The 13,805-nt window shown below is 62.1% G+C and carries 17 protein-coding genes; 11 read left to right on the top strand and 6 right to left on the bottom strand.

The window, feature by feature from the left end; all coding sequences use genetic code 11:
- Positions 1–67: 67 nt before the first annotated feature.
- A complete protein-coding gene (locus tag DSM107133_RS05730) occupies positions 68–820 on the bottom strand; it encodes an alpha/beta hydrolase (protein WP_114293760.1) in 753 nt (250 codons plus the stop codon).
- Positions 821–1,029: 209 nt separating this feature from the next.
- On the opposite strand from DSM107133_RS05730, the gene DSM107133_RS05725 reads away from it, so the two are divergent.
- From DSM107133_RS05725 to DSM107133_RS05700, 6 genes are all read left to right on the top strand, one after another.
- Positions 1,030–2,181 carry an MFS transporter gene (locus DSM107133_RS05725; RefSeq protein WP_243253587.1) on the top strand — a complete coding sequence of 384 codons (1,152 nt, stop codon included), beginning with the start codon at positions 1,030–1,032 and terminating at the stop codon, positions 2,179–2,181.
- Positions 2,182–2,270: 89 nt separating this feature from the next.
- On the top strand, positions 2,271–4,253 hold the full coding sequence (gene thrS / locus DSM107133_RS05720) for a threonine--tRNA ligase (protein WP_114293758.1): 1,983 nt from the start codon (positions 2,271–2,273) through the stop codon (positions 4,251–4,253).
- 260 nt (positions 4,254–4,513) lie between these two features.
- Positions 4,514–4,819 (top strand): DUF2282 domain-containing protein, encoded by a 306-nt coding sequence (locus tag DSM107133_RS05715; RefSeq protein ID WP_114293757.1) that lies wholly within the window; start codon positions 4,514–4,516, stop codon positions 4,817–4,819.
- Positions 4,820–4,886: 67 nt separating this feature from the next.
- Positions 4,887–5,738, top strand: coding sequence for a DUF692 domain-containing protein (locus DSM107133_RS05710; RefSeq protein ID WP_114293756.1), 852 nt, complete (start codon positions 4,887–4,889; stop codon positions 5,736–5,738).
- Positions 5,735–6,484 (top strand): DNA-binding domain-containing protein, encoded by a 750-nt coding sequence (locus tag DSM107133_RS05705; RefSeq protein WP_114293755.1) that lies wholly within the window; start codon positions 5,735–5,737, stop codon positions 6,482–6,484. Before DSM107133_RS05710 ends, DSM107133_RS05705 begins: the two co-directional genes overlap by 4 nt.
- Positions 6,481–7,026: a DoxX family membrane protein gene (locus tag DSM107133_RS05700; protein ID WP_114293754.1), complete on the top strand. Its 546-nt coding sequence runs from the start codon at positions 6,481–6,483 to the stop codon at positions 7,024–7,026. The genes DSM107133_RS05705 and DSM107133_RS05700 overlap by 4 nt, the downstream gene beginning before the upstream one ends.
- Here the strand turns inward: DSM107133_RS05700 and DSM107133_RS05695 are convergent.
- Together DSM107133_RS05695 and DSM107133_RS05690 are read right to left on the bottom strand one after the other, a co-directional pair.
- Positions 7,015–7,383 carry a hypothetical protein gene (locus DSM107133_RS05695; protein WP_114293753.1) on the bottom strand — a complete coding sequence of 123 codons (369 nt, stop codon included), beginning with the start codon at positions 7,381–7,383 and terminating at the stop codon, positions 7,015–7,017. The genes DSM107133_RS05700 and DSM107133_RS05695 overlap by 12 nt on opposite strands.
- Positions 7,384–7,386: 3 nt before the next feature.
- Positions 7,387–7,707, bottom strand: coding sequence for an ArsC/Spx/MgsR family protein (locus tag DSM107133_RS05690; RefSeq protein WP_114293752.1), 321 nt, complete (start codon positions 7,705–7,707; stop codon positions 7,387–7,389).
- Positions 7,708–7,896: 189 nt separating this feature from the next.
- Between DSM107133_RS05690 and DSM107133_RS05685 the strand changes: the two genes are divergently transcribed.
- Positions 7,897–8,103: a cold-shock protein gene (locus DSM107133_RS05685; protein ID WP_114293751.1), complete on the top strand. Its 207-nt coding sequence runs from the start codon at positions 7,897–7,899 to the stop codon at positions 8,101–8,103.
- Positions 8,104–8,165: 62 nt separating this feature from the next.
- Here DSM107133_RS05685 and DSM107133_RS05680 read toward each other — a convergent pair whose 3' ends face one another.
- From DSM107133_RS05680 to DSM107133_RS05670, 3 genes are all read right to left on the bottom strand, one after another.
- On the bottom strand, positions 8,166–8,441 hold the full coding sequence (locus DSM107133_RS05680) for a hypothetical protein (RefSeq protein ID WP_114293893.1): 276 nt from the start codon (positions 8,439–8,441) through the stop codon (positions 8,166–8,168).
- 279 nt (positions 8,442–8,720) lie between these two features.
- Positions 8,721–9,191: a DNA starvation/stationary phase protection protein gene (locus DSM107133_RS05675; protein ID WP_114293750.1), complete on the bottom strand. Its 471-nt coding sequence runs from the start codon at positions 9,189–9,191 to the stop codon at positions 8,721–8,723.
- Between the two features lie 35 nt (positions 9,192–9,226).
- On the bottom strand, positions 9,227–9,649 hold the full coding sequence (locus DSM107133_RS05670) for a hypothetical protein (protein ID WP_114293749.1): 423 nt from the start codon (positions 9,647–9,649) through the stop codon (positions 9,227–9,229).
- Between the two features lie 117 nt (positions 9,650–9,766).
- Between DSM107133_RS05670 and DSM107133_RS05665 the strand changes: the two genes are divergently transcribed.
- The 4 genes from DSM107133_RS05665 (at position 9,767) to DSM107133_RS05650 (ending at position 13,771) form a co-directional block, all read left to right on the top strand.
- Positions 9,767–11,260, top strand: coding sequence for a di-heme oxidoredictase family protein (locus DSM107133_RS05665; RefSeq protein WP_240310550.1), 1,494 nt, complete (start codon positions 9,767–9,769; stop codon positions 11,258–11,260).
- The gene (locus DSM107133_RS05660; RefSeq protein WP_205387832.1) at positions 11,260–12,219 is read left to right on the top strand and encodes an imelysin family protein; all 960 of its coding nucleotides are present in this window, start codon (positions 11,260–11,262) and stop codon (positions 12,217–12,219) included. Before DSM107133_RS05665 ends, DSM107133_RS05660 begins: the two co-directional genes overlap by 1 nt.
- 1 nt (position 12,220) lies before the next feature.
- Positions 12,221–13,285 carry a DUF1513 domain-containing protein gene (locus tag DSM107133_RS05655; RefSeq protein WP_114293746.1) on the top strand — a complete coding sequence of 355 codons (1,065 nt, stop codon included), beginning with the start codon at positions 12,221–12,223 and terminating at the stop codon, positions 13,283–13,285.
- Between the two features lie 93 nt (positions 13,286–13,378).
- Positions 13,379–13,771 (top strand): hypothetical protein, encoded by a 393-nt coding sequence (locus DSM107133_RS05650; RefSeq protein WP_205387831.1) that lies wholly within the window; start codon positions 13,379–13,381, stop codon positions 13,769–13,771.
- Positions 13,772–13,805 lie beyond the last annotated feature (34 nt).

The raw sequence follows: 13,805 nt of genomic DNA, 5'->3' as shown, positions 1-13,805 counted from the left end.
AGCTAATCCCCGAAGCGATCCGGTCGCTCTGCCTCCGCAATCACATGGATCGATTCGCGCAGGCCCATCAGGCCGCCGCAGGGGTCACGTCGCGCACCGCCTGCTCGATCAGCCCCAGGCAGGGACCGTCAGAAAAGCGGTGATCGGCATCCTTGACCAGCAACAGCCGCATATCGGGGCTGTCCGCGTGGTTCAGCAGGCGCACGGCGGTTTCCGTGCTGACGGCGGTGTCGGCGGTGCCTTGCAGGCTGCGCACGGCAAAGGGCAGCGGCAGCCGATCGCGCAGCACCAACTGCGCGCGGCCGTCGTCCACCATGCGCTTGGTGATGACATAGGGTTCCATATAGTCCGAGGGCATCGCGATTTGCCCGTCGCGTTCCAGCGCCGCCTTTTGCGCGTCGGTGAAGTTGGCCCAATATCCGTCTTCTGTGAAATCCGGCGCAGCGGCGATGGTAACAAGGCCCGCAACCCGTTCAGGATACGCGCGGCAGAAAAGCAGCGCCTGCCAGCCTCCCATGGATGACCCGACAGGGATCACTTTGCCCGTCGTCAGCGTGGTGATGGCGGCAGCGGTATCTTCGGCCCAGTCGCCTATGCAGCCTTCCTCGAACGTGCCACTGCTTTGCCCGTGGCCGGAATAGTCGAACCGCAGGAACGCACGCCCCTGAGCGGCGCACCATGCCTCCAGATGCACGGCCTTGGTCCCTTCCATGTCGGATTTCAGCCCGCCCAGAAACACCACACAAGGACCATCGCCCGGCGTCAGGTGATAGGCGATGCGCCGCCCTTGCGGGGTTTCAAGATATTTCGGGTCTGACATGACCGGCTCCCTGGCTTCGGATGTTGGCCGCAGTCTGCGCAGGGAAGCGCGCGCGTTCAACTCGATTGTTGCGCGATGCGCTTCTGCGTGCCGGGGGCTGTTGCCACGCATCCTGTGACGTGACCCAACGTCAAAACCGCGCTCACTTTGCGGGCCTTGCGCTTTGCGCGCGCGCGCACCAAAGCTTTGACATGCAAGCACCCCCGAGAATGCTGATCCCCGTTCTGACCCTGTGGAATTTTCTGATCGGCGTGGGTGCTTTCATCATCGTCGGAATGCTGGAACCCTTGGGTGCCGACCTGAAGATTACGCCTGCCCATGCCGGACAATTGCTGACCGTCTATGCGCTGTCCTATTCGGTACTGTCACCCGTGCTGGTGGCCGTGACCGGGCGGATCGGGCGACGGCGTGTGATGGCGCTGGGGCTGGTGATGTTCGCGCTGGCCGCGCTGATGTCGGCGCTGTCCCCGTCGATGCTGGTGCTGAATGCCGCCCGCGTGCTGGCCGCAGCCGGTGCGGGGTTGTTCACGCCCGTGGCCGCCGCCACCGCTGCGGCGCTGTTTCCGCCCGCGCAACGCGCGCGGGTGCTGGCGATGGTGTTCTTCGGGTTCAGCGTGGCACAGGTGCTGGGCGTGCCTGCGGGCAGCTACATCGCCTATACATTCGGGTGGCGCTGGGGGTTCTGGTGCGTTGTGGCACTGGCCCTGCCCTGTATCGTGATGATCTGGCGGCACGTGCCAGCGGGCCTGAAATTCCAGCCGATCACGCTGGGCGATCTGGGTGAAGTGCTGCGCAATCTGCGGATGATCTTTGCGGTTCTGTTCACCAGCACATTCCTTGGCGCGACCTATATCCTTTACACCTATATGGCACCGCTGCTGAGCGAGACGATGGGCTATGGCCGCGATGGTGTGACCCTGGTGCTGGCGGTGTCGGGCGTGGGGGCTGTGATCGGCAATCTGGCCAGCGGTCTGCTGACCGACCGGCTGGGCTGGAAGCGCACGCTGGTGGCGCTGTGCCTGTGTCAGATCGTGCTGTTGCCGGTCTATTCGCTGCTGCCACTGTCGGACATCATCCTGATGGGCCTGACGACCGTGTGGGCGATGAGCGGTTGGGCGTTCATGGCGGCACAGCAAACCCGGCTGATCGGGCTGGCCGGGTCGCAGGCCACGGTGGTTCTGGCGCTGAATGCGGCCGCGATCTATGTGGGAGCCGCTGTCGGTTCGGCCATCGGCGGCTGGGTGCTGCTGCACGCAGGCCTGTCGGCCCTGGGCTTTGCCGCCACCATCGGCATGACCGTCGCCCTTGCGCATCTGCTGCTGTCGGCACGAATGTCACCATCGGCTGCCCCAACCACTTGACGCAGCCGCGCAGCCCCGCCAAAAGGCTGGCACACATATAACCCGCAACCGGGCGTTCCGTGGGCGCCAAACTGACGAGGAGTGCCAAGATGGCCCAAGTCTCCCTTACTTTCCCCGATGGCAATGCACGCGACTATGATGCCGGCATCACTGCCGCCGAAGTCGCCGAAAGCATCTCGAAATCACTGGCCAAAAAGGCCATCAGCGCGACCGTCGACGGCCAGCACTGGGATTTGCAGTGGCCGATCAACGCCGACGCGCAGATCGCCATTCACACCATGCAGGACGAAGAGCAGGCCAACGAACTGGTCCGTCACGATCTGGCGCACATCATGGCCCGCGCCGTTCAGGAAATCTGGCCCGACACCAAGGTCACCATCGGTCCCGTCATCAAGGACGGCTGGTACTATGACTTTGACCGCGCCGAGCCATTCACCCCCGAAGATCTGGGCGAGATCGAAAAGAAGATGAAAGAGATCATCAACAAACGCGATCCCGTCCGCACCGAGGTCTGGGAGCGTGATGTTGCGATCAAATACTACGAAGACCGGGGCGAGCCCTACAAGGTCGAGCTGATCGAAAGCATTCCGGGCGACGAGCCGCTGCGCATGTACTGGCATGGCGACTGGCAGGACCTGTGCCGTGGTCCGCACCTGCAACACACCGGACAGGTGCCCGGCGACGCGTTCAAGCTGATGTCGATCGCCGGTGCCTACTGGCGCGGTGACAGCAGCCGCCAGATGCTGCAACGCATCTACGGCGTGGCCTTCACCGGCAAGGAAAAGCTGCGCGCGCACCTGAACATGCTGGAAGAAGCCGCCAAACGCGACCACCGCAAGCTGGGCCGCGAGATGGACCTGTTCCACATGCAGGAAGAGGCCCCCGGTCAGGTGTTCTGGCACCCCAACGGCTGGACCATCTACACCGAGTTGCAGGACTATGTGCGCCGCAAGCAGCGCGCGGGCGACTACCGCGAGATCAACACACCGCAGGTCGTGGACCGCAAGCTGTGGGAGGCCTCGGGCCACTGGGACAAGTACCAGCACCACATGTTCATCGTCGAAGTGGACGAAAGCCGCGATGGCGAAAACGACGACGCTGCGGTCAAGAACAAGGCCCAGACCCGCATCAACGCGCTGAAGCCGATGAACTGCCCCTGCCACGTGCAGGTGTTCAATCAGGGCCTGAAATCCTACCGCGACCTGCCGCTGCGGCTGGCCGAATTCGGATCCTGTGCACGGTTCGAACCCTCGGGTGCCCTGCACGGCATCATGCGGGTGCGCGGCTTTACGCAGGATGACGGGCATATCTTCTGCACCGAGGATCAGATCGAAACCGAATGCGCCCGGTTCATCGAATTCCTGGCCGACATCTACGCCGAGCTGGGCTTTCCCACCTTCGAGATCAAATTCGCCACCCGCCCCGAAAAGCGCGTGGGCACCGAGGAATCGTGGGATTACGTCGAAAACGCGCTGGAAGAAGCCATCCGCAAGACCGGCCGCACCTACACGCTGGAACCCGGCGACGGCGCGTTCTATGGCCCCAAGCTGGACTTTTACCTGACCGACGCCATCGGGCGGGTCTGGCAGTGTGGCACATTCCAGGTCGACCCCAACCTGCCCGAACGGCTGGATGCGACCTATATCGCGCAGGACGGTGCCAAGGTGCGCCCCTATATGCTGCACCGCGCGACCTTGGGCAGTTTTGAACGCTTCATCGGCATCCTGATCGAAGAGCACGCAGGCAAGCTGCCGTTCTGGCTGGCCCCGCGTCAGGTTGTCGTGGCCTCGATCATTTCCGATGCCGATGACTATGTGCGCGAGGTTGTCGCCGCACTTCAGGCCAAGGGCGTGCGCGCCGAGGCGGATCTGCGCAACGAAAAGATCAACTACAAGGTCCGCGAACATTCTGTTGGCAAGGTGCCTGTCATCCTGGCCGTGGGTGCGCGCGAGGTCGAGGAACGCACCCTGTCGGTGCGCCGTCTGGGCGAAAAGCAGACCAGCGTGCAATCGCTGGACGACGTGCTGCAAGCGCTGAGCGATGAAGCCACCCCGCCCGACATGCGCGGCTGACACATTTGGCACGGCACCGGACGAAACACCGGTGCCGTGCCGCTCAGCATGTTACAAAGCGGCCTTTCCGGGCCGTGGCGGCAGGGATGATCTGCAACAAACACCGTGAATCCTGAAAGATTTCGCGCTTTGTGCTGACATCCTCTAACGTAGATGTGATTCACAGGCTCGTGAGTGGCACGCTATAAGCGTAAACCGCTAGGCTGACGTCAGGGGCCGTGAATGCCCACAGCAAGCTATTCGTTTTAGGGAGACTGAAGATGTCCAATACACTCAAGACCGCCGCTCTGATGGGCGCTGTGGCCGCAGCGATGGCCGCGCAAACCAGTGGTGTCAGCGCTGCGTCCAAAGAAAAATGCTATGGCGTTTCGCTGGCCGGTGAAAACTCGTGCAAGGCGGGCGAAGGCACCACCTGTGCCGGCACGTCGACTGTCGATTACCAAGGCAACGCATGGACGCTGGTCAATTCAGGCACCTGCGTTGACATGGAACTGCCTGCGATGGCCGATGGCACCCCGCGCACCGGCTCGCTGGAAGCGCTGGACCGCGACCTGCCCTCTGCCTGAGGCAGGCAAGCTTTGGCATCATCGGGCCACCTGTGGCCCGATGAACCCTGCGTGAAAGGCCACCAACATGCTGGACGCACGCCACATCACCAACACCTTGCCCTGTGCCCCCGGCGTCGGCTTCAAGCCCGCGCATTTTCAGGGGCTGAGCGATGATCCCGGCCCGGTACGCTGGATCGAGGTCCATGCCGAGAACTACATGGGCGACGGTGGCCGCCAGATCGCGCAATTGCGTGCACTGTCCGAGCAATTCGCCACATCGGTGCACGGTGTGGGCCTGAGCATTGGCGGCGCGCAGGATCTGGACACCGCGCATCTGGCGCGGGTGAAACACCTGTGCGACTGGCTGCAACCCGCCAGTTTTTCGGAACATCTGGCATGGTCGACCCACGGGGCCGAATACCTGAACGATCTGCTGCCGCTGCCCTATACCGATGCAACGCTGGACCATGTGGCCGCCCACATCAATCAGGTGCAGGACACGTTGGGCCGTCAGATGTTGCTGGAAAACCCGTCCAGCTATCTGGCCTTTGAAGACAGCACATGGTCCGAGACTGCCTTTCTGGCCGAACTGGTGCGGCGTACCGGCTGCGGGCTGCTGCTGGATGTGAACAACGTGTTCATCTCGGCCACCAACCTTGGCACCAGCGCAGAAAACTACATCGACGCCTACCCGCTGGACGCCGTGGGCGAAATGCATGTGGGCGGCCACGCCGAAGACACTGACGAACACGGCGCAACGCTGTTGATCGACAGCCATGGCACCGCGGTTGTCGATCCGGTCTGGACTTTGCTGGACTATGTGCTGAAACGGACGGGGCCAAAGCCCGTGCTGGTGGAATGGGACAACGACGTGCCGGACTGGCCAACGTTGCGCAGCGAAGCCTGCCGCGCCGCAGATGCGCTGGCGACCGTATGAAACCGTTTGTCACCGCCTTGCTGGACCCGGCACAAACCGCCCCTGACGGGTTGCACGACGGGCACGGGGCGGAAGCGGGCAAACGCTTTGACGTTTACCGCAACAATGTCATGCAATCGCTGACCGATGTGATGCGCGCGGGTTTTCCGGTGGTGCGCAAACTGATCGGGCCGCAGAATTTCGACATTGTCGCCGGGGCCTTCATCCGCGCTCAGCCGCCGACCCTGCCGATCATGCAACGCTATGGCGCGGGCTTTGACGCCTTTCTGGCCGAGGTGCCACAGCTGGCGCATCTGGGCTATCTGGGCGATGTGGCCCGGCTGGAACAGGCGCTGCGTCTGTCCTATCACGCCGCCGACAGCACAGCGGTGGACGCCGCACGGCTGGGTGATCTGACGCCCGAACAGCTTGGCGCAACGCAGCTTGGCTTTGCGCCCACGGTGCATCTGATCCCTTCGGTCTGGCCGCTGCATGACATCTGGCGTTTCAACACCGAAGAGGCCGCCCCCAAGCCACAGCCCGTCGCCCAGCACGTTCTGGTCACCCGCGCCGAATATGATCCCTCACCCCACCCGCTGTCGCCTGCTCAGGGCGCCTGGGTCGCGGCCCTGATGGAGGGCGCCAGGCTGGACACCGCGCAGGATGCGGCCCTTGCGGCGGACCCTGACTGTGACATCGCCGCGCCGATGGCGCTGTTGTTTGCACAAAACGCCGTAAGCAGGCTGACCACGAAAGACACCCTATGATTCAGCAATACTCCCGTCTGACCGCACTGCTGGAACGCGCTGACTGGCTGCTGCCAACACTGGCCCGTGTGGTCTTTGCCGGTGTGTTGCTGTTCTACTTCTGGGTGTCGGCGATGACCAAGTTCGGCGACGGAATTGGCGGTCTGATCTGGCTGTCAGACACCGCCTATGTGCAGATATTCCCCAAGGCTGTCGAGGCTCTGGACTATGACGCCTCGCAACTGGGCGTGGGGCATAAACTGATTGCGGTAATGGGCACCTGGGCCGAGTTTCTGTTGCCGCTGCTGATCACGCTGGGCCTGCTGACCCGGCTAAGCGCGCTTGGCATGATCGGCTTTGTTCTGATCCAAAGCTTTGTGGATATTACTGGCCATGTGGTTGGCGCGAAAACCACTGGCATGTGGTTCGACCATATCTCGGATGCGGCCATTGTCGATCAGCGCGCCCTGTGGCTGCTGTTGCTGATGATACTGGTAGTCAAGGGCGCAGGGCCGGTGAGCGCTGATGCGGCTCTTTTGTCCCTGCGCCGTTCAAAAATGTGACACCGGACGGTCGGGCTTGCCTGCGGCCAGCGCCAGAACGCCGCCCAGCCCGGCCATGGTGATCGGGAACATGGTAAACACGCCCCAACCGAAACCCAGCATCATGCACAGCGCCGATGCCAGCATCAGCACCCCGCCCCACAGCGCGCGCGCCCGCGCCATCGCACCGCCGGCGAGGGCCAGAAGCGGTGCCAGAACCGCCATCGTGCGCACAAGTCCGATGTTGCGCACCTGCTCGGCCAGACCTTCAATCTCGCCATAGCGGGTCACGGCCTCGGTATAGCCATAGCTGAAAAACCCGACAAACAAACCGATGATACCCGCGATGATCCCAAGGGTTAAGGCTGCGTTGCGCATGATCTACCCCTCAATACCAAGTGCATCGCGCGTGGCCGCGTCCCAGCCCAGATACATGTGGGTGCCTGTCACGATCAGCGGGCGCTTCATCAGCGATGGATGCGCGGTCAGAACTTCAAGCTGCGGCAAAGCCCGCGCTGTTGCATCCAGTCCGCGCCATGTGGTGCTGCGGGTGTTGGTCAATGCATCTCCAAAGGTCGCCTGTGCCTGCGCCATCACATCCGCTGGCACGCCATCCTTGCGCACGTCAACAAACTCTGCCTGCGGCAACGCCTTGAGTGCCTTGCGACAGGTATCGCATGTTTTCAGACCGTAAATTTTCATCATCGTCCTCCTTAGATGCATCAAATAGGAAATCTGTTCCCGGATTGCATGGCTTTTCCTTGATTTTCTCCGCGATTGGTCAATCTTTATAGATGTAGCGGCGGCAACGGGTTCGGCCCCGTTGTGGTGTTACAGCAATGTCCCGTGGGGCCACGGGAGTGAATGTAAGGAAGAAGGAGGCACGGGATTATGCCAACTGGCACCGTGAAGTGGTTCAACACCACAAAAGGATATGGCTTTATCGCACCGGATGAAGGCGGAAACGACGTTTTTGTACATATTTCAGCTGTGGAACGGTCGGGGCTGACGGGTTTGGCTGACAACCAGAAGGTCAGCTACGAACTGTCAGAGGGGCGCGACGGGCGTCAAATGGCGGGCGATCTGGCGCTGCTCTGAATTTCCACAAGACATAGAAAAAGGCCCGGCGGCATGTCGGGCCCTTTGATCTGCGCACGGGCTTAATCGTAAGTGCAGCCCTTGGTGCCGATGGGGCAATCGTAGCTGGCCTTGCGTGCTTTGCGGCGTGTGACGGGATGCGTCATCACTTCGCTGTACGACATCGACTGGTTCGGAACGCCACAGCAAATAACACCACTGATTGTAATGGGTTGCAGGCCTGCGGGGCAGTAATTTGCGCTGCTCGGGTAGGCGTAGATTTTCGGGCTGTCAGAAGCCATTGCGGGCAAGGCGCCCAGCAGGGTCAGACCCAATGCGCCGGTCAAAATGGATTTCATATGCATGTCGGTCCTCGTTCGGATGCCAATTTCAATGTGCCACAGTTTGGCCACAGAGCCTGCACCTGTCCAGTTTTTTCTATAGTTTCACACAGTTGCGCCATGGCCGATGCCACAACGGCGGATGCGACAGGCCGCAACCCCGCATGGCACAGAGTTTCCGGCATCAAGGGCAGCCTGCAAATGAAAAACCAGCGCCCACCGAAAGTGCGACGCTGGCCTGTTAACACCCGATCCCCAGGGCCCCAGGGTCTGGACCCCAGGGTCTGTACCCATTCATCACGCCAGATGCGAGCGCAGCATCCAGGCGAATTTTTCGTGTACGCGACCCCGCTCGATGGCCAGATCCTCGGTCAGCGTATCACCGTTTTCAGACGAGACATGCTCAAGCCCCGACAGGGTCGCGGACAGCTGTTCCTGCGCGTCCAGCAGCAACTTGATCATTTCCTTATCCGATTGGTGACCGTCCTGCTCGGCAATTTTCGAGCGTTTCAACATGCCTGCCAGCTGCCCTTCGGCGTGGCAATCCAGCGCGCGGATGCGTTCGGCCAGATCGTCTTGCGCCACGAAATGATCTTCGTACATGGTCTGAAACAGCGCGTGCAGCGGACCGAAAGCCATGCCTTTGACATTCCAGTGAAAGTTCTGCGCCAGCATGGTGGCCACGGCGGTTTCGGCCACGGCCTGATTCAGCGCTTCGGCAATGGCTTCGCGGGCGCTTGTGCTGATTTCTGATACGGGTTGTCCCATCGGGGTGCTCCTTTGGTCATTCTGAAGTTTGGCGTTCAGCTGTCCGTTGCAAACGCATTGCAAGGAACAATGGTTGCAACGCGCCGCACCAAAAATGCGACCCACCGGCGCAAACAAGCTGGAACACGGCGCGCAATCAGGAAGTACAGGCTGTCATCGTCCGAGCGTCTTGCCGCATCAACCGCCGCGAGCACCCAACGTTCGTCAAAGCTCAGTTCGGCTTCGCCCGGCCGATAGAACCGCGTCGGGCGGCCAAAGGCCTCGGGCAACGCGCCCAGCAAGGTGTGCAGCGCCTTTTCGGGGGATGCGTCGATCAGCGCACAGGCTTGCTCGACCCCCAGACGTGCCGAGGCGCGGCAGCCACATGCGGCAATACGCAGCGCCGCCAATGTGGCCCGGTCGGGTTCCACTTGATCCGGTTCAAGGGCATACAAGGGCTGAATATGTGAGGCTTTCATGCTCAAATCCATGTGTTACCGTCATAAGAGACTGGACGACTCGAATTTCTGACAATATTGCTCAGGTTTATGAAAAAGACAAGCTCCCTCGTTCTCGCCGCCTGTGTCGGCGTCACCATGATCTCGCAGGTGGGCGCACATCCCGATCCATATGCAGCCATCACCGCCGATCCGCACCTTGATGCGATCCCGCGCACCGACGCCGAAGCCGCGCGCATCGCAAAAGTGCTTGCGCCGCCGCGTGATTTCAACGCTCCGCAAAAATTCGAAGACCTGCCAGGCGGCGCGGCCACCGTGCGCGTCAAACCCAACGCCGATGCGTTCTCTCAGCCCTCAGCAAACCTCGGCTTCGAGGAAGAGCTGGATTTCAAGGTTGGCAACGGGCTGTTCCGCAAGATCTGGGTGTCGGCACCATCGTCGACACTGGCATCCGACGGGCTGGGGCCGCTTTACAACGCGCGTTCGTGCCAGCGCTGCCATCTGAAAGACGGGCGTGGACACCCGCCGGGGCCGGATGCCGAAAACGCGGTGTCGATGTTCCTGCGCATCTCGATCCCGGACGATTCGGCAAAAATCGCGGACATTCAGGATTATCTGGGCACCGCCCCCGACCCGACCTATGGCACGCAGTTGCAGGACTTTGCCCTGCCCGGCATAGCTGCCGAATACCGTTTGCAGATCGCGTATGCCGACCTGCCGGTGACCTTTGCAGATGGCACCACCGTGATGCTGCGCGATCCGACCTATACCGCCGCCGATCTGGGCTATGGCCCGCTGCATCCGCAGGCGATGCTGTCGCCGCGCGTGGCACCGCAGATGATCGGTCTGGGCCTGCTTGAAGCGATCCCAGCGGCTGACATTCTTGCACATGCCGATCCTGACGACGCCGACGGTGACGGCATTTCGGGCCGTCCCAACATTGTGTGGTCCGCCGAATTCGACCGCCCGATGCTGGGCCGCTTTGGCCTGAAGGCCGGCGCGCCCACGATCATGCAGCAAAGCGCAGGGGCCTTTGCCGGTGACATCGGCATTTCCAACCCGCTGTTCACCGATCCCTTTGGCGAATGTTCCACCATTCAAGATGCCTGTCGCAAGGCCCCCCATGGCGACAAAGACGTGCGCGGCTACGAGATCGACCAGGAGGGGCTGGACCTTGTGGTGTTCTATTCGCGCAATCTGGGTGTGCCTGCGCGGCGCAATGTGGACGACCCGCAGGTGTTGCATGGCAAGCAGGTGTTTTACGACGCGGGCTGTGCCAGCTGTCACCAGCCGTCATTCGTCACCAGCCGTCTGAACGACCGCCCAGAGCAAAGCTTTCAACTGATCTGGCCCCATACCGATATGTTGCTGCACGACATGGGCCCCGGTCTGGCCGACAACCGCCCCGAAGCGGTGGCCAGCGGCACCGAATGGCGCACAGCGCCGCTGTGGGGGATCGGTTTGACGCAACAGGTGTCGGGGCATACGCAGTTCCTGCATGACGGGCGCGCACGCTCGCTGATGGAAGCGATCCTGTGGCACGGCGGCGAAGCCGGACCTGCGCGTGAACGCGTGCTGGCCATGCCCAAACCCGACCGCGATGCCCTTGTGTCCTATCTGGAGAGCCTGTGATGCGTCTTGCCATCCTCTTTGCCCTGCTGCCACTTTCGGCGATGGCCGATGCGCGGGTCGATGCCGCGCTTGACCACAGCATTCTGCCGGGGTTTGCGCGTCTCAGCGCGGCCACGGCGGCCCTTGCGGCTGCCGAAGATTGCGCCCCTGTCGAGGCCTGGGCGCAGGCTTCGGATGCCTGGCAGGCGGTGGCGCATCTGCGCTTTGGTCCGACCGAGGTGGACAATCGCGGTTTCGCGCTGGCCTATTGGCCCGACCCCCGCGGAGCCACGCCCAAGGCGCTGAACACATTGCTGTCAGACAAGGCCCCTGCTGTGGCGGATGCCTCTGTTGCGGGGCGCGGGTTTTATGCGATGGAATTCCTGCTGTTCGATCCCGCCTATCCGCCAAGCGATGCGCGCTGTGCGCTGGTGCATGCGCTGGCACAGGATGCGAACGCCACAGCCATCGCCATCACACAGGACTGGAACGACCGTTACGCCCCCCTGCTACGCGATCCCACCAACGCAACCTATCAATCCAACGCCGAAGCCTTGCAAGAGCTGTACAAAGCCCTGCAAACGGGGCTGGAATTCGATTCAGACACCCGCATCGGCCGCCCGCTTGGCACATATGATCGCCCCCGCGCCACCCGCGCCGAAATGCGCCGCTCGGGCCGGTCGCTGAACAATGTGGTGGTGTCGCTGACCAGCCTGCAACAGCTGGCCCGCGCGCTGTCATCGGAGGATGCCGCGCTGACAGCCGAGATTGACGCGGCCTTTGACGTGGCCTTTGCCCGTGCGGAAGAGATTGCGCAGATCGACGGGGGCGCTGATTTCAGCCTTGTGGAGCAGCCGCAAAGCCGTCTGAAACTGGAAGTGCTGCAACAAAACATCGACAGCATCCGCGACCTGCTGGCAATGAAGCTGGGGCCGCAGCTGGGCGTCAGCGCGGGTTTCAACTCGTTGGACGGAGACTGATATGGCCAACCGCCGCCAGTTCCTTGCAGGGCTTCTGGCCTCGGGCCTTGCCCCCGTGCCCACATGGGCCGACGCGGGCAGTCCGGCCTACCTGTCGGCGGCGCGTCTGCCCGATGACAGCTATGTGCTGACCGGTCTGGACCGAAAGGGTGCCGAACGCTTCCGCATTCCGCTGCCCGCCCGTGGCCATGCCGCTGCCGCGCACCCGTCCCGCCCCGTCGCCGTGGCCTTTGCCCGCAGACCGGGGCGTTTTGCGCTGGTGCTTGATTGCCGCGATGGTACGGTGCTGGCGCGACTGGACAGCCCCGAGGGGCGGCATTTCTATGGCCACGGCAGCTTTGACGCCAGCGGTCAGTATCTGTTCACCACCGAAAACGACTATGACGCAGGCGAAGGGCGCATTGGCGTCTGGGACGTGGCCGCGGGATATACCCGCATTGGCGAGTTTGCCTCGGGCGGGATCGGCCCGCATGACATGAAACTGCTGCCACAGGGCGGTTTTGTCGTGGCCAACGGCGGCATCGACACCCATCCCGACAGCGGACGGCTGAAGCTGAACCTGCCCACGATGCAGCCCAATCTGGCCTATCTGTCCGAAGACGGCGACCTGCTGGACATGGTTGAATCGCCCCACCACCACGCCTCGACCCGCCATCTGGCGGTGCGGGCGGACGGGCTGGTGGCCGTGGGGATGCAATGGCAGGGCGACGTGGCGCGGTCGCCTGCGCTGGTGGGCCTGCACCGGCGTGGCGAGGCTTTGCGCCTGCTGGGCGATGCCTCGGCGCTTGAGGGCTACGTTGGCAGCATCGCCTTTTCGGGCAATGGCGCGCAGGTGGCGATCACCTCGCCACGGGGCGGCACGCTTGAGGTTTTTGACGCAGGCAGCGGCGCAATGGTGCAGCGGCTGGCCGAACAGGACGTCTGTGGCGTGGTCGCGGCCAGGGACGGGTTGCTGGCAACGACCGGGCTGGGCCGTGTGATCCATGCCGACAGCACCACGCAACTGCTGCGAACGGCGCAGCTGGCCTATGACAACCACCTGATCGAGATTGCCCCGATAGGATAGAGTCCGGCCGTGTTAGCCCGAACGTCGGGCATTTCTGATCTGGGCCGGAGCGGACCTTGACCAAACAGATCATTCCCTCAACTGTTGCTAGCATTGGAACTTGGCAAGGACTGCTTTGAATTGAAAGATTTGCTGCCGGCAATCACCGCATTTGCAGTACACATATCGCCAGCGATAGCCGCATTGGCTTGGGCGCACTTCTCAACTGTTTCTCGTGTGAAGGTCGTCATGAAGCTCACTGCTAAACTTGTCACTTTGGTGGTAATCTCGTTGTTTATATATCTGTACTTAGCGGAAACGCTTTGTGACGGCAGCGCAGTGAAGGGCTTTGTCCGGTGCTCATTTTTTCCGGCCAGCATCGCAAATCTGTCGGTACCAATCTACCTGCTATCGGTGACGGCGCTTGGAGTGTGGTGTCTTGTCGTCACAGCCATATGCGGTTGGGCGGAGATTGCCGCATTGAGAGAACGAAGCGATAGGCAATAAGAGCTCAAACCGGACATTAACCGCGATCTAAACG

The organism is Pseudosulfitobacter sp. DSM 107133 (genome assembly GCF_022788695.1).
In the GTDB taxonomy this organism is placed as follows: domain Bacteria; phylum Pseudomonadota; class Alphaproteobacteria; order Rhodobacterales; family Rhodobacteraceae; genus Pseudosulfitobacter.
Note: the sequence above shows the minus strand (reverse complement) of the source record. Positions and strands in the feature narration are given on the sequence as shown.